Here is a 26,399-nt window from a genome sequence, read left to right on the forward strand (position 1 = left end):
ATGATTGCAGTCAGATGGCGCGTATCCTCGCAGATCTCCGCTAACGATGCGACAATTTAATCGGTTCTTCGTCCGGTGGCGGATCCGGCATCGGCTGCGGACGCGGGATGGGATCGGGAATTGGAGTCGGATCGGTGGGCACCGGATCGGACTGCCATATGTTCAGGCGTTGCAAGGCAAGTAGCATACTCATCTTTCCCTCCAGATTAGGGTGCTTACCCCTAAAGGGTAGACGCAGATAAACAGGAGGCAAAAAAAAGCCGACTATGAAGTCGGCGTCGTACGAATCAATTGTGCTATGCAGTAATTCAAAAAAAGGAAGTAAGACAATATGGAGCGCAACGCCCATCGCTTGACGTTGCATTCACCTGCGGGAGTAATATTGCACCTAACATGGTCTAAGTTTATTGACTTCGCTCAATTAAAATGTCGTTTTGAAGCAGTCGCAGCATTAGAAAATGCGTAAATTTACAGCCATTTACTACGATGCAACCACCATGCAACACCCCCAATCAAAACCACTAACATGACGCAAAACGTGGTGAAGCCATAGTGATATTCACCGCCGGGGATCCCCCCAAGATTGACGCCAAACAACCCGGTTAAGAACGTACTCGGTAAAAAGACCATCGCCATCAGCGACATGGTATAGGTTCTCCTGGCTAATGACTCCTGCATTACCTGTGCTATCTCATCCGCCATGACCGCCGTTCTGGCGATACACGAATCAATTTCGTCCAGACCACGTCCCAGCCGGTCAGCAATATCCTGCATTCTGCGACGCTGATCGTCATTCATCCAGCTCATGCGTTCGCTGGCCAGTCTCGCATAGACGTCGCGCTGCGGGGTCATATAACGGCGCATAACAATAAGCTGTTTTCGCAACAACGCCAGAAAACCACGTGGGGGAATTTGCTGATCGAGCAGGTTGTCTTCCAGATCGATGATTTTATCGTGGAGTTCTTCAATAAACTCGCTGGCATGATCGGTCAGCGCATCACATACATCCACCAGCCAGCTTCCGCAATCCGTAGGCCCCGTGCCCTCTTTCAGATCGTTAATGACGTCATCCAGCGCCAGCACTTTTCGCTGACGGGTGGAAACAATCAATCGTTCATTCATGTAGACACGCATTGCCACCAGCTGATCCGGACGCTCATCCGTACTGCCGTTTATGCAACGCAGTGTTATTAACGTCCCCTCACCCATCCGGCTGACGCGAGGTCTGAGACTTTCTCCCGCCAGCGCATCCCGAACGTTGTTGGGCAATAGCGGCGTGGACGCGAGCCACTCGGCGCTGTCCGGGTGCGTGTAGTTGAGGTGCAGCCAGCATGGGTGTTCGTTGTCGATGTGATCCTGATCTTCAAGCGGCCTTGCGCCCCCGCGTCCATCAAGTACCCATGCAAAAACCGCGTCAGGTACGTTAACTTCAGACCCTTTAATGCTCTCCACAGCGCCTCCACCGATTTATCTCTTTCGGTGTCAGTCTAGCTTTCGTCGAGGGTTAAGCAATAATTATGTGAGGCATCATCCTGAATATGCTCAGGAATTCACCACCCATTCGCGGCTTATTAACGCATTATCAGCCTGGTACTCGTTCTTCAGACGGAAATTACGTGTTCGTGTCTGAAGTTCAATCACCTGATTGCGCAACACATCTGACGAGCCGTTGAGTTCTTCAACCATCGACACATTGCTCTGTGTTACGCGTTCCAGCTCTGACAATGCCAGCGTGATTTGTGAAATCCCTTTTTCTTGTTCCGATGTTGAGGCGGAAATTTCATCCATCAATCGGCTCACGTTGCCCGAGCCGGTAACGATGTCGTGCATGTTTTTTTCAGCTTCAGAGACTACGTTAACGCCCTGCGTCACGTTATGGCTGGTGACTTCAATCAATGACTTAATATTTTTTGCCGCTTCGGCGCTACGATGCGCCAGGCTTCTGACCTCACCAGCGACCACTGAAAATCCTTTTCCATGGTCGCCCGCTCTTGCCGCTTCAACGGCGGCGTTAAGCGCCAGAATATTGGTCTGAAAAGCGATACCGTCAATCAGCGAGATAATCTCTGTCATTTGCTGGGCGCAGTCGGTAATTGATTGCATATTGTTCGCGACCTGCCCCATTAACTCTCCGCCTTTACGCGCCTGCAACGTCGCGATATTCGCCTGTTCGCTGGCTAAACGGGTATTGTCGGCATTATTTTTTGTACTTGCAGCCATCTCTTCCATGCTGGCTGCCGTTTGCACCAGCGAAGCTGACTGCTGTTCTGTTTTAACGGAAAGCTGCGCGCTGCGTGAAGAAAGCTGATCTGACAGGGTCATCGCGGTTTGCGAGGAGGCGCGGATCTCACGGACCAGCGTTGCAATGTTGCTGGAGAGACTATTAATGCCCGGGATCAGTCGTCCCGCACAGTTGTTGCCGAATTCAGGGATCGACACGCCGAGATTGCCTGACGTCACTTCTTCAATACTTTTTTTCACAGTATTGATCGGCGTCACAAGATATTTTGTCATATACGCCCAGAGTAAAATTAAGGCGATACATTGTACGATAATGACTGCAATAAAAAGCGAAAAACTCCCTGAAAATAGCGCTATAACTCCATCACTTACCAAAAACACACATAAAAGGAAATAGACAATGAAGGTTCTGACACTAATATTTCTTAGCATAGTTTTTCCTACGACTTTATATTTTTGTGGGCTCTAAGGTTTATAGCATTGCCACAGTATTTTGTCCTCACGTTCGTCGTTGGTTTGTTGTTTTGCAGTTTGATTTGCATAGTTTCGCTTAAGGCAGATAAAAAGCATGATATACTGTAAAAATCCAGCTTGTAGTTTGGTTACCGCCCCCCTTAAATATTAGCACTTACCTATTTAAGAAGGAGTACCGTAGGGCAACATTGTTTAGTCATGCTTAATAAGTTAACGTAGTTAATATATATCAACTACGTTACCGTGACCTCCCACCAGGCTGGCTTACGTTCAGGCCAGACAGTCGACTGACTGGAAAAAATAGTCCTCCGTCATGAGAACATTCTCTTTCACACTTTGATGTCCGCGACGAATATACCAGCCTGTTTCAGGCGCCATGCTTAAATGGTATATCCTCTCCCCCGATATACTGCCGGGGGCATTAATGCACATTGTCATACACCCCTTCTCTGATCCCCTGATGATCTGTTCTGGTATAATGCTGACGCTGCGATCTCCATTTCGCAGAATGACAGTCGTGATGACATAACGACATATACTGCTACTGAGGCTGTAGCCGACCGTACTCAAATCGGTGATATGCTTTTGGGATAACAGGACTTCAATACCAGAACCCTCAAACCAAACAATAATTTGCTGTGCAAGATCATCCATCCGCTGACAAAAAGCCCTGACTTCGGCTTCAGCCGTATTAATATGAATCGGTTTATTTACGTTATTCTGCTGCACTTTCTTAAAAAAACGCTCTCTTACTGACATGTTAACTCCGTGTTTTTCGCCAGTCTTATTGTTCTTTTTTGTGCTTCAGCAGGGCGTAGCTAACAATCAACTGCTGAAGATGTTGTTCGACCTTGTTTTGCTGCGCTGCTGACCGGGGTTGCCCGGCAGGTAGAGTGGAAAGCAGACGAAGCTGCTCCTCAAGCGGTATGGTTTGGCTAAATGACTGCGACATGGCAAACACGTCTGATTTCAGTTCACTCACCGTCATGTACTTCCCCTTCTGTTCATCCAGTGCGTTCAGCTTGTTCGTCAATTGCTGCAACTGCGCCATACCCTGATGCCATCCATTCAGATCTAAATCTGCTAGCGCAGCGATACTCATCTGTTTCTGCCAATGCTGCGCCAGGGGTTTGGCCTCTTCCGGCCACAGCGTCAGCGCCTGCTGCACCAGACGGTCGCCGAAGCTCACTGCCCAGTCTGGTTTCAACTGTAAAAGCTGCGCTAACAGCTGTTGTGTCTTGCCAATCCCCGGTTCCGGTGACGGTGACGTTTGTTGCAGCGCCTCTAATTGCCCTGTAGATAGCCCTTGAGGTAGAGGGGCCAGAGCCGCGGCTAGCTGCGCTTGTGCCGAATCTGGCGCATGCAACATCTGCCATCCTCCTGCGACGACACTGGCTGCCACCAGCATGGTCAACATACCAGCAGCAAATGGCTTCCAGGGTTTCATCGACACCGGAGGTTCTTTAACCACCCCAACGTTCAGCACCGGCTCGGGCTCAACCACATAAACCCATTTACTACGCTCAGTCGGTTCGACGAGGTGAATTTCCGTAGCACCCAATGCGTCACCGTGCAGACTCATGTCCGTATTTTCGCTGTTTTCCAGACGCACTGCTGCGTTCTGCATCATCGTGCGCAGAGCATCAAGCTGAGTAGCATGCTTGAGTTCCATACGCTGCAAGACTTCCCCCAAAGCGCTCAGATGCTCTTCAGACTGATACAGCTGCCCTAAGTCAGCGTACGTCAGCGATAGCGTTCGTACTACCTGTTGCAGGCGCTTGCTGAGTGCACTGAGGATTTCGATTCGCGCATGGACAGGCTGTGGCCAGAGGTTTCCCCACTGGCGGGCTACCAGTGCAGCAAGTAACGCAAGCCCCTCATTCATACCGTACAATCCGGCCAGATGCGTACGGGCGAGCGTATACCAGGCAGCCGTTTGTAGCTCCACACCGTTATGCCCGAACAGTGACAGACAGAGCGTTTCCGCGTGTTGCCAGTTCACATCCGGGCGTGCCGGATGGGTGAGCTTGTTCATTTCTTCGCGCAAGGCAGCATAATCCGCAAGCGTGCGCGGATCCCCGCCGGTTTTAAGTTGGCGTTCAGAATTTATTGTCATAACTGTTTTAACCTGAGTAATAACTAGATGGCGGCTCGTGCATCGAGGTATTGCTGTTGTTTCAGATGACGGATTAATACCCTGCCCTCGGGCATAAATTCCGTGCCGTAGCGCACCAGCCCCACCCCCTTCAGCTCCGCGTCAATGGCGTAGCGAAGCTCACCGGCCTGAATCTGTTCCTGCATCACCACGTTAATTCGATTCAGGCGCGGCTCATATTTCAGCAACACGGCCGACAGTGTGGTGATCAGCTGATGGGCGGTTCCGGGCATCCCCTGGAGGATTTTTGTCATATCCGGCAGGCCGTAGTCTGGCAGGTGAGCCAGCGTACCAGCGCGGCAGTTGAGGATGCGCTGCATGTTATCGAGTACTGATAAAATCACCTGATTCTGTTCGCTGACCTGGTTGAGGTTCAGGCCACCTGAGAAATTGCCGCTCAGCATTTCATACAGCGATGGCGTATTATGTCCCTTTGGCATCAGTCATCCTTCAATGGCTGTAACGTCAGGTGGTTATTCCCGGCCTCCAGAATGCGCGGCTTATCCGGATCGAGATCTTCACGTTTTAGAACCTGCTTCCAGGTATTGTTGTCCAGGTCCGGGTGACGAAACAGGCCGACTACCGCGACAAACTGCGTTTCTTCTTCCATTGGCATATCAAGATTTGTATCACCACCCGGTTTTACGACCACATCTCGGGTCGCCAGCAGGTCGGCTTTCAGGATGGTTTCGCCATCTTTCAGGAGTTGCTGGTAAACCGTTTTATCGAAGATTTTACGGTCTTTCAGTTGATAGACGCGGACTACCACCGGCTCGGAGAGTGAGTTATTTTCGCGGGAATCGGTGTTTAACGCTTCACGCGCCGTGAAATCCAGGTGCAGCATCTTAATTTTTTTGTAGAACACGGAGTTAAATGCCGATTTGGTGCCATCAGTGATGCCCTGCGTCACCCCGCACCCCGTCAGGCTGAATGCCAGCAGAGCAGGCAGCAAGCTCGCGTGTTTAATTGAACTTGTACGTAACACGTCGGTTTCCTTGTTGTGATATTGCCGGCTTCAGGCCGGTGTAATAGCCCAGTTCCGTCGTAAAGGTCGGTGGGATATCGTCTGTAAACTCCCCCTCATCAGCCCCCAGCACGCCGTTCATCCCGAGCCAGAAAGGGCCTTCACCAAGCGGCGGAACGGCAAGAAGTCGGGTCCGGGTGGTCAGGGTGAGTTTTGCCTTAAAACGCCAACCGAGCCAGACACGAAGCATCACCATAAAGTCCTGATACAGCAGACCGTCCGGCTTCCAGCCCTGTGCCTCCTGTTCATTATCCGTCCTAAGCGCAACCAGCAGTTGGCTACCCGCATCCATCGCTTCGTCACCCAGTGGTGTGTTGCCGTCCAACAGAAAATCGTCATCACCGTAAAAGCCCAGTGGCTGACCAATTTCCACCGGCCGCAGGCAGTACGGGCTAACCTTAACGGTGGTTTCCGGGGCCAGCAAAGTCACCAGCGCCTGCATCCCCTCCTGAGTTTTGCCCGGTTGCTGTAGGACACCCAGCAAAGCCAGAAAACGGGATACCGGTGTGGCAATGTGGTCTGCTGTGCCGGGAATACCCAGCCCCACCAGGCCCAGCAGTGACTGCGAGATGCTGTCCGTACCACCGGGTTCAAAGGTGGCAGGATAAGAGTATTTACGCCAGATACGGTAAAACTGCGTCAGAATGCGATGACTGAAGATATCCAGAAAACCCTGTAGTGCATCATGCCCTTCCCGACGCTGAGCGATGTCATCGAGATACGCCGTCGGCAAGGGTGAGTCGACACCGTACATTCCCATAAAGGTCGTGCGGATGAGTGGTGGCCGGCTGTCATCCTCCTCATCATATTCCACGGCTTTCATCTCACTGGCCGGAAATCCCATCCCCGGATGTGGGGCAAAGCGTACCGGATCATCCCCCGGGTGACTGGTCGAGCCCATCAGCGGCCTGCCCGGGTTACGCTTCTCCAATAACTGGCATAAACGGTAAAAGTTCATACGATGCAGGTCGGCTTCCAACCGTGGGCTCAGCCGGGAATACGGCGATTGTGCTTCTCTTCCCATTCCAGGCGCTCTCCGGTAGGTTGCAGGATGATAATCAGTCGGTTAAACAGATAAATGTCGGTGTAGAGCGCAAAGAAACGACTCAGCATCTCGCCAAACAGGCAGATGTCACCGCGCCCGGCAAAGCCATGGCTGTCCAGGGTCACCTCAATCTGCACGCCGCGCACCAGATAGCCCTGCTCAAAGCGTTCGGTTTCACTGTGCTTCACGTCAATGATGGCTTCCAGGCGGCGACGGTTCATCTCGCTGTCGGTCCATTCATACAGCGCCAGGGTACCGCGCAGCACGTCGGCATTATCCATCATCGACAGAAATCCGCTGCCAAGGTGACTCAGCACGCGCCAGTGGAAACGGTCCTGCGCCGGTGGGTAACAAGGTAGCGTCGGCGCGCACAGGTTGCGCACGGCAATGCTGACCGAAGTGGTTTTCATCACCGTATCAAGCACGGTGCTTTGCAGCGCACGTCGTGGCAGTTGACCGTTTGTGCCGGTGAGCGTCAGCGACAGGCTTTCGTCTTCCGGGACGGTATGATTATCAAATGCTTCGCCGCCAAGAATGAGCCAGGTGTTATGCAGGCCGGACGGACCGCGGCGCACGCGGGTGTGGTAGTAATATTCCGGTGCTTCATGACGCATCATTCCTCCCTTATGACGGAAGCTCGAAAACGGCACGTAGGTGTGCTGGCTCGATGACATCACCGAATCCACGGTATATATCTCGGTATGGCCATCCTGCACGCGCATCGGGCGCAGCATGTATTCGGTTTGCAGAGAATTGAGCGTCAGCGGATCGGATTCCAGCGGGAACAGGTTAATGACCGGCACGCAATTCAGGCGCAGGTGCTTTTCGGTAAAGCTGAAGTCATGCTCCCAGCGCTCCGCCAGCACCACGTCGATTTCAAACCACGGGATCTCAGCCGGAAAGACCACGCTCTCCAGCCCGCGCAGCCCCGTAAACATGAATTTCTCGCGAAAGGTGAAGTACTCCAGCAGCAACTGGTAACCGCTGAAACTGCTGTCCCCCTTCGGCCACAGCCTGTCATCATCACCAAACCCCAGTGCGGTGAAATACCCGTCCATCGGCCTTCTGTCCGTGTCACCCGGCATGCGTAGCCACAGGCACGCAGTATTCATGGTAAAGGCTTCATGCATAGCGCAGGCCAGCGGTGCGTCAGCATTGAAATAGAACGGAATCTGGCTGAGATCGACACGGCTCCAGTCAGCAAGATGGCTACAACTGAAGCGCAGGCTGATGACAGAGCGCCCGTCAGGATCAGTCGACAGGCGGGCATGCTCCAACGCCAGTGGCTGAAGGGTTATCTCTTTAGTTGTGGTGTAGCGACAACGCGTGCCTTTTTCACCGATCGGCCGCGAATTGACCTCGAAACCTCTGGCGATACGCATCGGTTCTTTCATCTCACGCCAGACAGGAGTGAACTCCACCACCGACATCGAGGGAATGGTGCGCAGGTAATGCGGCCACAACAGGCTGACCAGCCCTTCGGTCAGTTCCGGCAGGTCGTCGTCAAGCTTCTCGCGCAGACGGCCCATCAGGAAGGCAAAACCTTCGAACAGGCGCTCCACGTACGGGTCGCGCGCGCCCGCCTTATCGAGATTGAGCATTGCTGCCTGCTCAGGGTGAGCACGGGCAAATTCTTCGCCGGCTTCCAGCAGGTAGCGCATTTCAGCGTCGTAATAACGCAGGGTTAAATCATCCATAAGAACCTGAATAAATGTGTTTTAAAGGTATGTCAGTCGCTTTACCCGCAAAGCACCGCACAGCCTGCCGGGTCAAGCGCAATCAGGCCCGCCAGAAGCTGGTCCATCTCTGGCTGAAGCCGTGACTTATCGGTTTCGCTGCGGGCGGCTTTCATGCGCAGCAGCCTGAGGCGGCGCGATTTCACTTCAAACAACAATGCTGGCGTCCATTGCGTGAGGGTGATGGCCTGTGCTGCACCGTCAAGCTCACCCAGCAGATGCAGAGCCAGCTCATTCTTACCCTTCTGCTCCGCCACGCGGGCCATTAGCAGACGCACCAACCATTTGTCTTTTGTGGTGTCGGTGCCCGGGCGCGTTTGTAGCCAGTGGAGTGTGGCATCCAGACCATCCGTGTCAGCTTTCTCCAAAGCTTCCGGTTCAAGGGCCAGAATATCGTTGCCAGTTTCACTCAAGGCATTGACAGGCTCATCCCGCCAGTTGGACATCTCGTCCTGCACGCTCAGGTTTATCCAGTTCAGCGTGACCTCATCAGCAAAGGGTGTGCCGTCATTGAAGGCCAGCGTTTCAAGTCCGGGAAGGCGCCGCAGCAGCCCTTTCAGGTCAGCGATAATGATATCGGCCAGCACATCCTGGCCTGATTTAATCAGGGCCTGATGGATGTACCACTGCAAATCCAGCCAGAGATGATTGGCTCCACGCGAGAAAGTACTGTCCGCTTGTTCCAATATCTCCAGCCAGCTCTGTTGCAAATACAGCCGTTTGAGCATTGCCCGCTGGTCAGCCCGCGGCGGTTCGATGCGCGTTTTCCCTTCGGCATCCGGTGCCGGGATCGATCGCAGCGTGTCGTGACGCAGACTTTTCATCAGCCGGTGCGCGGCAAGCCAGCCATCAGGTTGCTCACGCAGATATCCCGTCAGGGTTCGGGCCTGAGCCAGCAAATCCTGACCGGACGTGATGTGGCTCAGCACTGGCGCGTCCTGCTCTGCCGCGTGAGATGCCCACTGCGCGCGTGTTTTACTGCTGGCGTTCTGGGGTATTACCGCATCCACGCCCCCAGCTTTCAGCAGGCGGGATCCCAGCGCGCTGTACAGGGCACTCAGATCTGGACGTGACGCTTCAGGCTCAGTTTCAAGACTGTCTCGGATGAGAAGCAACGCACCGGTCGTACGCTGGGCATCGTCGCGTACCACTTCTGGCCAGAGTAACAGGCTGTCAAGCAGACGAGAGCCTGCGAGCCACTCCAGTGCTGGTTTACGGCTTCGCTCTCGCTGTGGGTGAAGCTGCTTTCCATAGCGCGTTAGTAATCCCGCAAGTAGCTCAAGCCCTTCAGCAAACCCGGTTTCACCGTCCTGGTGCAAGCGCGCCCAACAATAGTAAGTAGCAACCCGGACATCTTTGGCCACAGTGTTCAACACCTTTTCAGCCAGCTGGCAAATCAGCCCGGTATCAATACTGGAAAGTTTATTGACCTCCTCCCGGATACGCTGGAAATCATCGTCATAACCCGGGTCTTCTCCTGTAGGACTGTTCTCACTGATCGGGGTAAGCCAGCGCTGCCAGCTTTCGGTACGTGACTGCGCCTGCTGTCGCTGCAGGGTTTCATCTACCTGGCAGGCAACAACCAGATTCTGCAAAGCGTCCATTATTCGACTCCGTCCATGTCACTTTTTTCTGTATTGGTCATCAGCGCCTGCGTCATAGCCGCGCTATCTACGCTAAATATTTGATCTGGCAGCGTGAAGCCCCGCAGTGCCAGTAACGCCAGCGGCCCACTGGCCAGTTGTGAACGCAGTACCCACTGTAGGGTACGACCATCCGGGGCGGTAAAACTCATCATCCACTGACTGCGGTCAAGCTGCTCTCTCTTACTTTCATCCAGCCAGCGAATAAAGCCCCAGGTTCCGCTGTAATCACCAAACAGACGTGCACCCGCATTGACGGTGGTCCATGTCAGCATGGCTCCGGGCTTGTAAGTGTCACCAGGCCAGCGGAAGCTCTGCCAGTCTGCCATCTGGTTGAAGTAGTGTAGCTTTTGTCCATCAATAGTTAGTTGCGTTTCTACCACCTGCGGTACCGGACGCGCCTGTAGTTCAAAGCTGATGCCCTGACTGCCGTCGGTAAACAAGATATCCGATAGCTGGCTGAGCTGATTAATCGCCCGCAGGAAGGCTGGGTTAAAGTTCAGTCCCTGGCTGTTGACCTTATCCGGTACCCACTGGCTGCCCTCCTTATGCAGCACACCGCCGAGTTCCGTGGTCAGGAAGCGCTCAATGCGTCCGCTGTCCTTACGCACAAACTCAGCCAGCATTGGCAGAGAGGAATCACTCTTGCTGACAGCAAATGGGAAACGTCCGTCAAATGCCGTATGCCAGTTCGCCACCACGGAACGACTCCATTTGTCATTCAGGCTCGCTGCCGATGGCTGAAGCACAGTTTCCCAGGCCTGGGTCAGTGGTTGAACAAACATGGTGCTGCCAAAACCACTCCACTCTTCGCCCAGGCTTGCAGCAATCAGGCTGCCGTACTGCTGGGTGTCGGTCAGGTCCACGCTTTTGCCCTGGAATACGGTCTGCGCCAGGCTCTGCATCATTTCCTGAGGGTCAGAGGCGCTGGCGACCTGTTGCAGACGCAGACGCACACGGGTGATACGGGTAAGATACGTTTGCAGGCTCAGTGAATTGTCAGCCGACATAACGTTGCTGCCGTTGTTTTTACCCATAAGTGTTAGCAACGGTCCAAAGGTTTCATCCAGTGGGCCCTGCGGGCCTGAGGCTGACTGGTCAATTACCGGTTTATCCTTCCCGCCTACCAGGTCTTTAGCCGATTTGATGATGGAGTCCGACAGGCCTTCACTCTTCTGGCCGGCCTGCCCCTGCCAGGCGAGGGTGTTCATCAGGGCAATCAGCGGTGACTGGCGAACATCACTCATCAGCGTCAGCTGGTCAGTGACGTCTGCAATATTGTTTGCCGGATTAAGCTGCAGGCTGTTGAGGAAGCTCAGCCAGCTACCGGCAAAGTCGGTGAAGTAGCGTTCCGTCAGACGTGCTTTCAGTGCTTCCGGCGACAGGTCTGAGGAAACTGTTTTCCGGCTGTCGCTCAGTACCCAGTCGATTTCATCGCGGCGGGAGTTTGCCGCTTTCTCAATGGCCTGCTGAATCCCTCCCTCCCAGGCCTGACGGGTGAACATGCCCGGCACCACCTCATCGGTGGTAAACAGGCGACGGGCATCGGTACCGCCAGTAATGTCCTCCAGAGACACATCGGCAAAGTTACGACGTACGGATTTGAGCATGTTCTCGTACAGCGTACTTTCCGCGTTGCGCCGTCCTATCTGCTGCAACAACACCTGGCGGCTCTGGCTGACCAGTTGCGCATCCGGCGTGATTTTCCACTGTGGCTGCGCTGGCAGTTCGGTGATGTAGAAGGCCCACAAATCCGGTGACAGGCTTTGCCACAGGCCAGCTGAGATACCTAAACGCGTCGGCTGCACAGTTTTCATGGTTTGCGCGTAGAATGCACCATCAGCTTTATCCGGACGGGACATCATCAGCCAGGCTTTCAGCTGGTCATAACCTGGTTTCGCCATCTGTGTCCGCTGGTCGCTGTTGGGTGCCGAATTGACCAGCGCAATGAGCTTCTGCTTAAGCGCTTCATTTGCCGGATCACGTATCAGACGGTTGTTCGCCACCCCGTACCAGGGCAGCATTGCGTCAAGCAATTGCTGATCATGGTTAAGACCAAAGCGCTGATACCATGGCGCGCCGTCCTGAATATGGTGCAGCAGGCGACCGGCATCATTACGCAAAGCATGCAGGGCCGTCAGCTGGTAATCCGATACAGAAGGGTGCTCAACCAGAGCATGAGCCTGCTGTGCAACAGAAACTATTTGTGAGCGGTTGACCGCAAAAGACAGCAGCATCCCTCCCCCCCAGACACTGATGATGGCCATCAGTGACCAGGCCAGCGCTCGTTCCCACGGCATACCGACACGACGGCCACGTACGCGGGTGCAGTCGTCAACAATACCCTGCCAGGTTGCTGGCAGAGTCATGGCATGACGCTGTGATCCATAATTCTCAGCGTCGGCTGTCCCCGCTGACATTCCGGCAGGTTTCTTCTCCGACAGGCTGAACATCAGACCACGCAGCGGGACGCGCTGCTGAGAAACAAAGAGCCATAGCTGCAACTGCTGAGCCCAGCGGGCAATAGCACCGTCGTTCAGGTGCTGGCTCAGGCGCAGCAGGAAGTCGTGGCTGCTGTTTTCCGCGACCTGACTCATCCCCTGCGCCCGCAGGGCCGGCAGCATCAGTTCCAGCTGGCGGATTACATCATCTTCTTTTGCGCGTGGTGGAAAGCTTGCGCCTACCGCCTGCTCAGGACGCGTACCCTGCGACCAGTGACTGCTGCACAGTTGCCACAGCCAGACCGGAGCGGAATAACGCAGCAGTTCGCTGATTTTTTCCAGGCCGCGTAAATCGTTGTCACTGATTTGTGGGGTCAGATTAAGTGACTCAGGCAGTACACGGACAATCCCGTCCAGCGGACGCCCGCGGCGCAGTTTACGCAGCGCGATGTATTTTTCGCGGTCAGGCTCCGATGCCAGGCTGCCACCGTAAATCAGCACGGTGCGGTTGCCTTCAAGCCACTGCTGCTGTTGCAGGCCAGGTACCAGTTGCTCAATCGCGGCTTCATCGCCGGTGATCAACAGCAGGCGGATCTTGTTTTGCCACAAGAAGCTATAGCGTCGGCGTAAATGAGCTTTTACAGGATCCTTTTTAATGGACTTTTTATAGTTATTAAGAACATTAGCTGTGACGGACTTCCCTCCCGCGATATGCTGAAAGCGATACTCTTTTTGATGGAACCACACACCGAAGTTCATCAACATCAGGAACACAGAAATTAAAAACATGCATAAGAACCAAAGGCTCACTTTTTCTTTTGAGGATACCCATCCAAAGATATCCCCATAGTAGTAACATCCTATAAAAGTCAGCACACCAAAGATAATGAGACAGGATACAAGGCCAATCACTCTCCATTTTGCCGAGGTGTTCAATTTAATGCTCCTTGCGATTATCAAATGGCTTAATGACATTTAAAAGGTATTCATCACCAACGCCAGTGACCATTAAAACCGGCTCATTATTTTTTTCTGATATGAAAAGGGCCAGAGTAAACACCAACCAAAAATGGTGCTCATTTAAATTACCCAGCATCAAATTTAAATGCATTATCTCACACTCCCATTCAACATTCATAGATAAAGATGAGAGTCTTAATATCTCCGAAACTTCTGAAGCTTCCTCTGCACTCATATTGCTAAAAAGTACTCTTGTCGTTTTAAGAATATATGACTGGTAAGTCATCATGTGGATGACCTCTTGTTTGGTGAGATTTTTGTTGCATACCATTGGTCGCAAAGCCACACCATTATTGTTTTTTTCAGGGAGTTGTTCTCGATGAGTCACCAGCAATATTGAAGCGAACTCTGTTGAGTCAGGGGGGTATTTTACAAAAGTTTCAATGTTTGCAGATATTATTATTGACACCCGATTTTTTGAGATGTTGGATAATGTATCAAATCCCTGTCCTAATGCTTTACTCCAACAGTAATAATTACGCAAGCAATTTTCATCAAACCCGATCGCAGCCCAACACTCTTGAAATATTGAGAAAGTAATATAATTACTATCATAGGTAAATATAATATCAAATATACATGATTCACTCAACCGTAACAGCCTTGTTCTGACAGACGACAACAGTTCGTAAATCAGTTGTTCTTCAGTATATAAATCATCGTTATGGCCCCGTAGTTTCAATCGCTGGTTATTATATATTTCAACCGAATGAGACATTGCTATATCGGTTTGCGATATTGCAGAAGGGAGAAATAGTTTATAAGCGGAAACATAAAACTTTTTACTTGCCCATTCAGTCCAGTCTTTCCTGACCAATGCTGCTTCGCGCTCTCTTGCTTCGAATGCCGACAAACACAAACCATGGTAATAGATTCTAACGGAAATTATGACAGAAAAAGCTAGGGGCACCGAAAAAAACAACAGGGTAAGCAATTTCAAAAGCTCATCATCTTCAGCAGGCAAAATAATTTTAGCCCCAACCCAACTAACCACCACAATCAACAAAATACTTATGAAAGAAAAAAACCATTTACTCCATTTAATTCCAGGAATCTTATCGACTGGAGGGATTATTTGCACAGGCCAATTCATATCATTCTCCATCATTGTTAACAGCACATTTTCTTTAAGAGAAAAAACTTCTTAACATGCCATACTGTCAATTATGGATTTAATATCTGAGTATGACTGAAGGTCTTTACTGCGATTACTAAATAAGATCTTCTTAAATACCTCATCCTGATAAAATAGCCGCTGCGCGCTCAACACATCAAGCCCAAAATCAATAACATCCTTATCGGATGTTGAGAAAGTTGAATAATAATAATCCAGCGCAGGATGCAATAATCCCATAACATCACGCTCACTAAATTTATGCGGCATTCTCATTTTCCGATATGCTCGCAAAATATAATTAACAACTAAAATTCGGCCCATTTCTAATGCATTTTGCTCTGTTAATCCAAGTGAGTAGTTTAATTTTTTTTTGCATTTACCATCACCATTCACCACCTGAGCTATTCCGCCTCCATCAATATAAGACCATGTATTAATATTGCTTAATAGCTGTTGTTTTTGCCATTTATCTAGCGTATACATTAACAAACCAAATACTGATGGGTCGTAATAGCGAAGTAATATATTACCAACTGATTGAATCGACTGTACGGCGGACAAAGCGACCTGTTCAGCAAGCTGCTCCCCAGTTAAATCCGTCGAAATCCACGCACAGACGCTGCGCCCTTCCCCGGACTCAAGTTTTTCTATTTTCAACTCATTCAATGAATGGTAAATACTATTCTTAAACAATTGACCATCTCTCTCGCTGGAGGCACTAAGAGGGAAAAGGTAAAGTGGTAAAGCCCCCTGAAGTTCTTCCTGGCGGAATGTAACAGGATAAGATTTATATTCTCTAAGAATACCGGGCAAAAAAAGTTCTGAATGATACTGTTCTAAAGATGCATCTATCAGCAGAAAACATTTCCCATTTTTCCCAAAAGCAGCATTGGTAATTTCTTCATGTATATCGTTAAAAAATTTATCATCCATAATCAACCCTGCCAGAATAATATTAGAAACACATTTCAATTAATTTGTATTTATGATTTTCATAAAACATCATTATCTTATTCATATTTAGCCGCTCCCTCTCTCAGTAGAGATAGCAATTTCCTCCTGAGTAGGTAAATTTCAAAATTGGGCATGCTGGCTTACCTCGTTTCCTGTCGAGGGTAACCAAAATAACACTGTCTTTTTCTGTCTAGTAGTAAAACCAGCCTTCATCTGAATAAATGAATTTCCCACTGGGACAGGCAGGCTTACTTTTATCACCCGGCTCATGCCACTTCCCATTGTCTTTTAGTTGTTGCTCACGTTTTTTTGTCACCTTATTGAGGTTTACTGTTCTAATATTTTTCACACCCAGCAGATGAAATATCTCCTCCGCCAGTTTGCAGCGTGTTGGAGCACAGGCTTTATAAGCAAAGAATGCAATTAATCCTGAAAGACCCACTCCCCCCAACAATGCTATAACATACAACCAAAAGTATGTGGTGATAAATGACTCAAGGCCCTTCCAGGTATCTTCAATCACTTCACTCAGAACTCCCGCAAAAAGCACCGAGAAGAAAAAAATCCCCGTGAGAATAAACATGTTTTTAATCCGCCACAGCATATGCGCAATATGCCCCATATCACATTTCGGACATACAGACACTATCCGCTCTTCCGGTAACGCAATGGCATAGACTTCATAATGATCATGCTGCCACTCAACAATCATGTCCACATTATCGCCAGTCTGAAGTCGGGTGATGCCCACCCAGCCGCGAAATGGTCTGCCATTAATATCTCCCTGCACATATTCCGCCGAATCATTTGATGATTCGCTCTCAGCCATAATGGCAGCCCCGACGCCAGGACTCCCTGCGACTATCGCGGCGGCGGCGGCAGCTCCGCGCTGGCCATCTGATATCTCCGGCAACGTGCTGGTCCGGTAGGCATCTGCATCAAAATACTCCCGAAAATAATCGCTACGGAAAGACTGCAGTTTCCCTGATATTTTCTCCAGAGGACCATAAGGCGGCAATACCGGCGGCGGCGGAAGCTCACGTGTCCACGGCCTGCCGTTCATCACCTCAATCTCTCGCTTTGTACGCAGGTCTGCTAATTTTCCTGGCTTAACAAAACGGGAACATATCTGATATTGCTCTTCTGAATTCATGAAATATCCTTTATCGCCCCTTCTAGGGCTTTATTCTGGTCTGCCACACTGCGGTTGAACGGTGCTGTTCCAGATACGCATTTCCTGCACCATATCTGAAGCTCGTCGTCCGATATCCAGGTCACAACCACCTGTAACAAAGTTATCGCCACCATCACTGCCCAGGCCAGCAAAATCGCCAGAGATCTGACTCCAAAATATATTTCCACCGTTTATTTTTCAGCAATTAATTCCACACCAGAAGCATTCCACGACTAATAACACTAGCGAAAGTAGCTTGTTTCACTGCCGATTTAGTAGTAAAACCAGCCTTCATCTGAATAAATGAATCTCCCGCTGGGACAGGCAGGTTTGCTTTTATCACCCGGCTCATACCACTTCCCATTATCTTTTAGTTGTTGCTCACGTTTTTTTGTTATTTTATTGAGATTGATTGTTGCAACACGCCTCATCCGCAGCAACTGAAATATCTCCTCCGCCAGTTTGCAGCGTGTTGGCGCACAGGCTTTATATGCAAAGAATGCAATCAACCCCGAAATTACAGAGGACACCACAAAAGCCATTACCAGGAAAAGATAAAACCTCTCAAATAAAGAGACACCATTTGGATTTCCTTTTGAGATAGAGATAAATACACATACAGAAACAAAAGCCACCATCAATATGGTGATTAGAATGAACATATTTTTAATGCGCCACAGCATATGCGCAATATGCCCCATATCACATTTCGGACATACTGACACTATCCGCTCTTCCGGTAACGCAATGGCATAGACCTCATAATGGTCATGCTGCCACTCAACAATCATGTCCACATCATCGCCAGTCTGAAGCCGGGTGACACCCACCCAGCCGCGAAACGGCTGGCCATTAATCATCCCCTGCACATATTCCGCCGAATCATTCGAAGACTCGCTTTCAGCCATCATTACAGCCCCGACACCCGGGCTCCCTGCAACTATCGCTGCAGCGGCGGCAGCTCCGCGCTGGCCATCTGATATCTCCGGCAACGTGCTGGTCCGGTAGGCAACTGCATCAAAATACTCCCGAAAATATTCGCTACGGAAAGACTGCAGTTTCCCTGATATTTTCTCCAGAGGACCATAAGGCGGCAATACCGGCGGCGGCGGAAGCTCACGTGTCCACGGCCTGCCGTTCATCATCTCAATCTCTCGCTTTGTACGCAGGTCTGCTAATTTTTCTGGCTCAACAAAACGGGAGCATATCTGATGCTGCTCTTTTGAATTCATGAAATATCCTTTATCGCCCCTTCCAAGGCTTTATTCTGGTCTGCCACACTGCGGTTGAACGGTGCTGTTCCAAATACACATTTCCTGCACCATATCTGAAGCTCATCGTCCGATATCCAGGTCACAACCACCTGTAACAAAGTTATCGCTACCATCACTTCCCAGGTCATCAGTACTGCAAGTATTCGGATCCCTAAAATTTCCCAAGCCAAAAAACCTGTAATTTTCCCAGCTACTTTTTTAACTATCGGTTGACTAAACTGTTCCAGCAGAAGACCGACTGATTTTGTGACTGCCAGGACATCAACTGTTGTTTTAATAAGCAATACAGAGGAAAGTAAAAAACGATTGCTTTGCAACTCTTCGTAAGTACTTGCACCATCAGCAAACACCGAAATTAAAGACGCAGTTCCACCCGCTGCCGCCCCAACCCCCTTGACCCAGGCCACCGTAAGCTCACGCGCTTCCAGACCTTTTTCTATTGCCGGCAAAATAACCGACGTCCCCTGACTCACCATCGCCAGCCCGCTGGCCAGCAGGCTCGCCAGCGGCTTCTTCTCATCCCTTACCTGTCCGCACAGGTAGATAAAATCCATCGCATTCAGCACCAGCAACAGACTGTTTATTCCCGCCAGCCGATATTCGGCCTTGCCCTTTTCTGATGCAAAGTGCTCTTCCAGCCTGCTGCTCATTCTCTGTTTAATCTCGGCGACTTCATTCCCGCTCGCCATAAAACGTCCGCTGCGCCGTATACCTGCCAGCACCGTCTGACGTAACACCGGGGCATCTTTCAGATACGCATTCACTAACGAGTGAACTTTTTCTGAAGGTATTCCCGCCCTTATCATAAATATCAGCCTGAACGCCGTGGTCGCCAGCTTCTCGCCTGCCTTATCCACCCGCAGAATTCGGCTTACCCTGTCTCCCACCGTGACGATAAACGCATCCGTGTTGAAGAGCTGTACTTCCAGTTTGCTGGCATTTTCCCTCAGCCCCTTCACGACACTGTTCATCGATTTCTGGTAATATCCCTCCAGCTTTTTCATATTGCTGACCTGCTGCATCAGGGCTGCCGTCATGGCGGTCGCCGTCAGAGGCGTCACGTCCTCGTCCTTTTTCCCTTTCACCGTCGCCAGATACGGCTCCAGCTCACTGATTAGCTGCGGGTTATTGGCCGCCACATGCCGCCACAGCAGATTCCCGCGATTTTTAGTGCTGTACTCATTCCACCAGCCGTCTATCTTTGCCGCCCCTGCCGGACAGCTGTTGATCCCGTGCATGGACATCCCCACCGCTGACTGGTAGAACAGCCCTGCCCGCTGTGCCTCGCAGTGGAAATCATCCAGCGTTGCCAGCAGTACCGGTGCACTGAGCCAGTTCACCACGCTGACGATACGCTTCTGGAAGATAGCATTAACCGAATCAACCAGGCTCGTGTAGCAGGTATCAAAGTTCGCCTGTCGGGTTGCGTTGAGCTTTTTCTGATAGGGAGCCCAGCTCCGGGCCCGGACTCCACTGAAATCCTGCGAGGGTTCAGGCAGATTTAACGCCAGTTCCTTATCGACCTGAGCCTGTATCGCGGCAACCCGTCGCTGGTGAGCAGCCAGCGGTTCGGGTGGACTCATCAGCACACTCTCCGGGTATGATGCCGTCACGTTCTGCGCATGCCAATTTCTCACTAACCTGTCATCAGCCCTGATTTGTGCCAGCACATCAGGCTTACCCTGATACCTTTTCTCAAGCGCCTGCAGACGCGAATCCAGATATTCGTCTGTCAGCATGGGACCATCAGTTCTTCGTCTCCGCATCGCGTCCTCCAGAGATTCGGCATTGCTTTCCAGCAGCGTTCTGACTGCATCGAGGTTTGTTTTGGTGGCGAACTCAAGCTCACGCTCCTGCAGGAACTGCGCCTGGCGCCCCAGCACATCCTGGCTCCAGCCGTTAAGCTCATGAACAATCCCCACCGGATCCCAGAGTGGAAGCAGCAACGGCGTCATCCCCTCACTTCGGTTTTCCATGGCCGTGACCGTCGCGGCTGCCATGCCACTGCGGTTTTTTGCCCACGGATACAGACTGGACTGCAGTTTCACCACATCATTATTGACCCGCCAGGGATCATCCACTGTCGGATCCCAGAGTGACGATGCACGGCTGATGTTTACCACTTTCGCCTCATCCGGACCAGGCAGAAGACCAGAAACAGAAGGCACCTGATAGTCCAGTACCTGATTCAGGCTTGCCCCGGTAACGTCGGTCCCTGTTTTTGTGCGCTGAGCTCCCGCCACCGAAGGCATCACTTTCTGCATTCTCTCACTGCGCTCTTCTGGCCTGATGCGATACCGATCGAGCGTTTCCTGCTCCCACGGATACTGACTGAACGCAAACCACACATTGCCGCACTTATCCGGGGATTCAATGCTCATGAACTCGACGTTTTGCGCGATATGCTCGCCCGTTTCGCACAGCGCTTTATCCACCGGTACAGGATTAGACGCCACCTGTTGCAGCCACAGTGAGCCGTCTGGCGCAACGCTGTAGCACTGCCAGTAATTGATGCCATGTTTTCCTTTTTCATAAAAAACGTAAAGGTAGCCCTGGCGAAGCGCGCGGAGTGTGTACTTTTCATTACTGGCGAGCGTTACCCCTGTTATGCGCGCATCATTCGCCCATCCCGGTAAACTGGCATTAATATTTTCTGGCACAACAGCATAGCGCACGGGCAGTACTGTCAGGCCTTTCGTTGTGCATAACCCCTGGCATGCCATATTCACATCCTTTTTTTAATTAAGCCTGTAGATAAAAAATTCTTATTTAGCCAGTGAAAAAATTAGAGCCTGCGATCACTTTATGGCCGGGACATAGACAAAGCACACGGTCCTGATCCTGTACCAGAAGTATGCCATTACTGACGATACCAATTGCAGTGGCCAGGATGGGAAATGTTCCCCTACAGACAGTACAGATGGCTTTGTCATTATTTTGTGCCACCTGTTTTCCATCACTAAAATAATTCGCAGTTGCAGAAATTATTTTCCCATTACTCGTCCTGTCACCTAAAACGGCTAATTTTGTAGTCATCTTTTTCCTCAAGTATTAGCTAAGCATCACCACAGCCCCTTGCTGTTGGGCTGCAGAAATTACCCCAGGTTTGCAGCCAGAAGGTAGCGAAAGCGTTGAATTTAACGTCGCCGCAGACTGCTGTTGAACCGCAATACATTTCAACGTGACGTTTTTGCCAGTACCAACTTCAACCCCCGCATCACTTAACCGTATAAATGTCCCCCCACAAACCAAAAGGATTTCTTTTTTGGCTGATATGACAACGCTGTTGTCTGAACTGGCGACCGAAAGCTTTTCTTTAGCAAATAAATTCAGCGCGTCCGACTGTGCCTGAATATCTACTTTGCCCTCCGAGGCATACATTTTTATTCCCAGTTTGTGTGCAAATAAGCTCAGAATATCGCCCACCGCCAGAGTTAATTTTTTGGCAATGCTAATGTCTGCATGTTGACCAGCAGTAACAATTAGATTTTCCCCCGCCGAAACTTGTACGCTCGCGGGGGTGACCTGCGCAATTCCTGAAGGGGCAGACAGAAGTAATGCTTGCTGCTTAAGATCGCTAAGCGTCTGATTCATTAATGTTGTTTGTTTCTCAAGATCGGCTAATTCCGCCTGGGCTGCTTGAGCAGCGTGACGTAATCCAGAAGTCACCTCTCTGGCAGCGTCAAGTTCTTTGAGCGCAGCTTGCATTTCACGCTGCAGTCCTTGCGCTTTCGCCTGCCCGTCCGCCGAGATGAATAGTCCTTTCTGCGCCCGGATGGCACCCCAGCTGTCGGTTCTGAGTTCAAAACCCTCCCCCCGCTGTTGTTTTTCGCTGTCGACCAGATGGCCGAGGTTCAGTTGGCTCTTGCCGCCGTACTCTGTGCTGACCTTGATATGCTCTTTTCCGCGTTCATCATCCAGGCGAATTTTGTTGTTCGCCGGGGTCCGCAGGACGTTGCGTTTGTAGTTCCGGATGGTAACGTGGTCGCCGTGCGCCGAGTCGTGCAGCACACCGGCAATGTACGGCCGGTCCGGGTTGCCGTCCTCAAAACCAATCGCCACCTCGGTGCCTGCCTGCAGCGGCAGGTGCAGGCCGTAGGTGTCCCCCGCATACGGGCGGGACTGACGGACCCACAGGCTCTCGAACCCCGTCTCCCAGTTCTCACGGTCAAACAGCATATTGACGCGGTAGCGACCGTCCTTGTCGATATGCCCGTAGGTGTCATTTTCGGTGGTGCTGGTGACGCGGGCCGGTAAGGTGCCGGCCATCAACGGGCGGCGGCCTGGCGCCGGGCGGAAGCAAAAGTCCGCACTGTCCGGGATACCGTCAAACCTGACGCAAAAGTCTGCATCACGCCGGGCATGGCTGTGCATCGCCGTGACCACCACGCCCTGGGTAAACACCTCCGCCACTTCGTACCCGCCGGTGACTTTCAGCCGCATACCCGGTGAAAGGGCCGGGCAGCTGGTGAAAGCAACGGTCTGCGTCTGGCCATTCAGGTAGCGCTCATGACGGATGCGGGCGTAAAACGCCCCGGACTCCGCTGCCGGGTTGCGGTCATACGCGCTGCCCGGCGTCAGGTAGTTATCCGCCCAGTGGTAGGCATCACCGTACGTGGTGGTATCCCCGCCGGTCGCGTCAACCCGGTTGTTCATGTCCTCCGTGGCCTGACGGTAGTTGTAATCGCGGGTGCTGACCTCCTTCTGGACCACCTTATGACGGCTCTCCATATCCCACACCGCGTCCACACCCTGCGAGTGCTGCCCTGACGGCGGTACCGACGGCAGCGTCAGGCCTTTCTCATACCCCTGCTGGCTGTCGTAAAACTCCACCACGTCAATGTTGAGGCGCGTGTCGGTGGTGAAGCGGAACCAGATACCGACCTCACCCAGCAGGCGGGTAATAAAGTGCAGGTCGTCCTCAGCGTACTGCATCACCTGCTCACGGCGTGGATACTCTTTACTCAGTGAGAACAGGAAGTCCTGGCCGCGCATGCCGTGACGTTCGCGCAGGATTTTTTCCACGATTTGCGGAACCGACATGTCCTGGTAAATCGCGTTCTGGTGCGAGCGGTCGAGCAGCGCCAGACGCGGCTCAAGCGTCAGGGCGTAGCGGGTTTCATCTTTTGACGTGCTGAGGCGTTCAAAACCGGTCACCACGCCCTGAATCACCCGCACCGGCTGCTGTATTTTGATACCGTAACCATGGTCTACCGGGGCCTGAAGCGTCAGGGAAGCCGCTTTCATCAGCATCATCTCTTTGCTGATGGCATGATCCGCGCTGGTGAATTCAGTACGGTAGCTGAACGGTGTGCTCAGGGCTTCATCGCCCTCAAAAGCCAGCACATCAAGCCCTGCATCGCAGCCCTTCACCGAAAGCAGGTGATGGCTGTGGCTGAATCGTAAGGGAAGATTACTGCTCATGCATGCTCACCTTCTGTCCGGTCAAACTCGAGCACTATGCCCTCTTCCTCATCCCAGCCAAGCGTCAGGGTATGCGGCTTCCTTCCCGCCGCCATCTGGCTCAGCAGCTGCTGGCTCAGGACCGGCAGAATCTGCTGGTTCAGCAGGCTGTCGATATTGCGCGCCCCGGTGTCCGGCAGCAGGCAGGCATCGGTCAGCGCATCAGACAGGCTGTCTGCTATAGCGGTTTTCATGCCGTAATGCCGGGCCAGGCGCTGACTCACCTGGCCGAGCTTCATGCCGACAATCGTACGCATCGCTGCCTGTGCCAGCTGACGGTAAATCACCGTCTGGAAGCGCGCCAGCAGCGCGGGCTGGAAGTGGTCCCGCAGGACAGGACGCAGCAGTTCATGCAGGTCGCCTTCGGTGGCGACCGGATTTTCATCCAGCATCTGCATGATAAGGTCGCTGCCAAGGTTCGAGGTCATCAGTATCACCGTGTTGCGGAAGTCAATTTCCCGCCCCTCGCCGTCGCGCATGAAGCCCCGGTCAAACACCTGGTAGAACAGGTTCATCACGTCCCGGTGTGCCTTTTCCACTTCATCCAGCAACACCACGCTGTACGGGCGCTTACGGACGGCTTCGGTCAGAATGCCGCCCTGACCGTAACCCACGTAGCCCGGCGGTGAGCCCTTGAGCTGCGAGACGGTGTGTGGCTCCTGGTATTCCGAGAGGTTGATAGTAATAAGGGACTTCTCGCCGCCGAACAGTTCATCGGCCAGCGCCAGGGCGGTTTCGGTCTTGCCGGTGCCGCTCGGGCCCACAAGCAGGAACACGCCCTGCGGGCCGTTCTCCGGTGCCAGACCGGTTTTGCTGGCGCGCAGGCGCTGCGCAATGGCATTCAGCGCACTGTCCTGACCGACAACGCGTTTCGCCAGACTGTGCTCAAGACTCAGCAGTTCCGTCTGCTCGTCCTTCATCAGGGAAGAGAGCGGTACGCCGGTCCAGTCGGCGATAACGGTGGCGACGGTACGCGCGTCCACATCCAGCCCCAGCAGCGGGGTATTCTGCTGCACGGCAGTAAGCTGCATCTGAAGGTCCGCAATTTCCCCCTGACGGGAGATATCCGTGCGGCAGGCAAGCAGTTCTTCCGTGAGTTTCAGTTCCTGGCCGTACCGGGTTTCCCGTTCATCGAGCTGCAAAATGATGCCGACTTCTTCCTCTCCGATGGCGGCCAGACGCTCGCCGTGGGCGGTATTGCCCACCGCGATATCCTCCAGCAGCGCCTGTTTCTCCATGGCTAGTGCCGTGAGCTGCGCCTTCATCCTGGTCAGCGGCTCCGGCACCGTATCCAGGCTCATGCGGACACGGGCCGAAGCGGTGTCCAGCAGGTCAACCGCCTTGTCCGGCAGCTGGCGTCCGGTCAGATAGCGTCTGGAGAGCGTGACGGCGGCTTTAACCGCCTCATCCGTAATATGCACACCGTGATGCTGCGCGTAGCGTGACTTGAGTCCCCGCAGCATCAGGCAGGCGGTGTCGTCGTCCGGTTCGTCAACTTTCACCATCTGGAAACGACGCTCCAGCGCGGCGTCGCGCTCAAAGTACTGCTTGTATTCGCTCCAGGTGGTGGCGGCGATGGTTCTGAGCTCACCGCGGGCCAGTGCCGGTTTCAGCAGGTTGGCCGCATCGGCGCCCCCCGCCTGGTTGCCCGCACCGATAATGGTGTGCGCCTCGTCAATGAAGAGCAGAACCGGCAGGGGTGACTGCTGCACCGCGTCGATGATGTTTTTCAGGCGCTGTTCAAACTCACCCTTCACGCCTGCACCCGCCTGTAACAGGCCGAGGTCAAGGGTGCGTACCGAGACCGGCTTCAGCGCGTCCGGCACATTGCCTTCGGCGATGCGCAGCGCCAGTCCTTCCACGAGCGCGGTCTTGCCGACTCCCGGTTCGCCCACCAGAATCGGGTTGTTCTTGCGGCGCCGGGAAAGAATGTCCACCATCTGGCGGATTTCATTGTCGCGGCCATAGACCGGGTCGATTCTGCCCTCACGGGCGCGGGCGGTGACGTCGAGGGTGAACCTGTCCAGCGCATTCTGCAACGCCGGGTTCAGCTCTCCTTTTATATCCGCATTCACCGGACGGCCGACAAACTCCACCTCATCGCCCTGCCTAAGCTCCGCTTCCTGCTGCACCTCCGGGCGTTCGTCCGACTGCACATCCAGAAGCCCCCGCAGGTGCTCAAGCTGGCTCTGCGCCAGCGTCAGCAGCGGCCACAGGCCGTCGCAGCGCACCAGTTTCGGTTTGTCCACCAGGGCCATCAGGAGGTGAATGCTGCGGATGTGCTCTTCCCCCGACAGCGAGGCTCGCAGCCAGGCGTCCTGCATCAGTGCCCGGACATTGTCCGACAGCTGCGGACGGCTGCGCACCGAACGTGGCAGGCTGTCCAGAAAACCCAGCATATCCTGCCATATCGTATCCATATCCCATTCGTAGCGCCGCGCCAGCACCGTCAGGTCGCCCTCACCCTGCTCCAGCAGCTTCAGCAGCCAGTGCTCGGGCAGGATTTCCGCATGGGCGCGGGTCTGGCACAGGGAAGCGGCCCCTTCCATCGCGCGGGCACAGTAAGGGTTAAGACGGCGTAACAGGATGGCGGGATTTTCCATGAGACTCTCTCTTTATCAGTTCCGGACACGCTACC

The 26,399-nt window shown here is 52.7% G+C and carries 19 protein-coding genes; all 19 read right to left on the reverse strand.

Features of this window, described 5'->3' with window-relative positions; translation table 11 throughout:
- Nucleotides 1-40: 40 nt before the first annotated feature.
- Nucleotides 41-187, reverse strand: coding sequence for a hypothetical protein (locus tag L3069_RS11615; protein WP_369875049.1), 147 nt, complete (start codon nucleotides 185-187; stop codon nucleotides 41-43).
- Nucleotides 188-468: 281 nt separating this feature from the next.
- Nucleotides 469-1,452 carry a zinc transporter ZntB gene (gene zntB, locus L3069_RS11620; protein ID WP_032624170.1) on the reverse strand — a complete coding sequence of 328 codons (984 nt, stop codon included), beginning with the start codon at nucleotides 1,450-1,452 and terminating at the stop codon, nucleotides 469-471.
- 90 nt (nucleotides 1,453-1,542) lie between these two features.
- Nucleotides 1,543-2,673, reverse strand: coding sequence for a methyl-accepting chemotaxis protein (locus tag L3069_RS11625; RefSeq protein WP_022648264.1), 1,131 nt, complete (start codon nucleotides 2,671-2,673; stop codon nucleotides 1,543-1,545).
- A 312-nt stretch (nucleotides 2,674-2,985) separates the two neighbouring features.
- Complete coding sequence (locus L3069_RS11630; RefSeq protein WP_023306365.1) at nucleotides 2,986-3,474, reverse strand: hypothetical protein; 489 nt, start codon at nucleotides 3,472-3,474, stop codon at nucleotides 2,986-2,988.
- A gap of 25 nt (nucleotides 3,475-3,499) precedes the next feature.
- Nucleotides 3,500-4,831: a VasL domain-containing protein gene (locus tag L3069_RS11635; protein WP_023306366.1), complete on the reverse strand. Its 1,332-nt coding sequence runs from the start codon at nucleotides 4,829-4,831 to the stop codon at nucleotides 3,500-3,502.
- 23 nt (nucleotides 4,832-4,854) lie between these two features.
- Nucleotides 4,855-5,310, reverse strand: coding sequence for a type VI secretion system baseplate subunit TssE (gene tssE, locus L3069_RS11640; RefSeq protein ID WP_022648267.1), 456 nt, complete (start codon nucleotides 5,308-5,310; stop codon nucleotides 4,855-4,857).
- Entirely contained in the window at nucleotides 5,310-5,855 is a 546-nt protein-coding gene (gene tssJ / locus L3069_RS11645; protein WP_032624166.1) for a type VI secretion system lipoprotein TssJ, read from the reverse strand. Before tssJ ends, tssE begins: the two co-directional genes overlap by 1 nt.
- Nucleotides 5,833-6,918 carry a type VI secretion system baseplate subunit TssG gene (tssG, locus tag L3069_RS11650; RefSeq protein WP_038416135.1) on the reverse strand — a complete coding sequence of 362 codons (1,086 nt, stop codon included), beginning with the start codon at nucleotides 6,916-6,918 and terminating at the stop codon, nucleotides 5,833-5,835. Before tssG ends, tssJ begins: the two co-directional genes overlap by 23 nt.
- A complete protein-coding gene (gene tssF, locus L3069_RS11655; protein ID WP_038416136.1) occupies nucleotides 6,882-8,636 on the reverse strand; it encodes a type VI secretion system baseplate subunit TssF in 1,755 nt (584 codons plus the stop codon). The genes tssG and tssF overlap by 37 nt, the downstream gene beginning before the upstream one ends.
- Nucleotides 8,637-8,677: 41 nt before the next feature.
- On the reverse strand, nucleotides 8,678-10,279 hold the full coding sequence (gene tssA, locus L3069_RS11660) for a type VI secretion system protein TssA (protein WP_038416137.1): 1,602 nt from the start codon (nucleotides 10,277-10,279) through the stop codon (nucleotides 8,678-8,680).
- Nucleotides 10,279-13,548 (reverse strand): ImcF-related family protein, encoded by a 3,270-nt coding sequence (locus L3069_RS11665; RefSeq protein ID WP_063135833.1) that lies wholly within the window; start codon nucleotides 13,546-13,548, stop codon nucleotides 10,279-10,281. The genes tssA and L3069_RS11665 overlap by 1 nt, the downstream gene beginning before the upstream one ends.
- 148 nt (nucleotides 13,549-13,696) lie before the next feature.
- Entirely contained in the window at nucleotides 13,697-14,872 is a 1,176-nt protein-coding gene (locus tag L3069_RS11670) for a hypothetical protein (RefSeq protein ID WP_038416139.1), read from the reverse strand.
- Between the two features lie 51 nt (nucleotides 14,873-14,923).
- On the reverse strand, nucleotides 14,924-15,829 hold the full coding sequence (locus L3069_RS11675) for a DUF4123 domain-containing protein (protein WP_022648274.1): 906 nt from the start codon (nucleotides 15,827-15,829) through the stop codon (nucleotides 14,924-14,926).
- 211 nt (nucleotides 15,830-16,040) lie between these two features.
- Nucleotides 16,041-17,003 carry a putative type VI secretion system effector gene (locus L3069_RS11680; protein WP_038416140.1) on the reverse strand — a complete coding sequence of 321 codons (963 nt, stop codon included), beginning with the start codon at nucleotides 17,001-17,003 and terminating at the stop codon, nucleotides 16,041-16,043.
- Between the two features lie 293 nt (nucleotides 17,004-17,296).
- The gene (locus L3069_RS11685) at nucleotides 17,297-18,256 is read right to left on the reverse strand and encodes a putative type VI secretion system effector (RefSeq protein ID WP_022648276.1); all 960 of its coding nucleotides are present in this window, start codon (nucleotides 18,254-18,256) and stop codon (nucleotides 17,297-17,299) included.
- Nucleotides 18,253-21,021 (reverse strand): T6SS effector BTH_I2691 family protein, encoded by a 2,769-nt coding sequence (locus L3069_RS11690; protein ID WP_038416141.1) that lies wholly within the window; start codon nucleotides 21,019-21,021, stop codon nucleotides 18,253-18,255. The genes L3069_RS11685 and L3069_RS11690 overlap by 4 nt, the downstream gene beginning before the upstream one ends.
- A 46-nt stretch (nucleotides 21,022-21,067) precedes the next feature.
- A complete protein-coding gene (locus L3069_RS11695) occupies nucleotides 21,068-21,334 on the reverse strand; it encodes a PAAR domain-containing protein (RefSeq protein ID WP_038416142.1) in 267 nt (88 codons plus the stop codon).
- 15 nt (nucleotides 21,335-21,349) lie between these two features.
- Nucleotides 21,350-23,722 carry a type VI secretion system Vgr family protein gene (locus L3069_RS11700; RefSeq protein ID WP_038416143.1) on the reverse strand — a complete coding sequence of 791 codons (2,373 nt, stop codon included), beginning with the start codon at nucleotides 23,720-23,722 and terminating at the stop codon, nucleotides 21,350-21,352.
- A complete protein-coding gene (gene tssH / locus L3069_RS11705; protein ID WP_038416144.1) occupies nucleotides 23,719-26,364 on the reverse strand; it encodes a type VI secretion system ATPase TssH in 2,646 nt (881 codons plus the stop codon). The genes L3069_RS11700 and tssH overlap by 4 nt, the downstream gene beginning before the upstream one ends.
- Nucleotides 26,365-26,399: the final 35 nt, after the last annotated feature.

The organism is Enterobacter cloacae complex sp. ECL411, assembly GCF_021869665.1.
Lineage (GTDB): Bacteria > Pseudomonadota > Gammaproteobacteria > Enterobacterales > Enterobacteriaceae > Enterobacter > Enterobacter intestinihominis.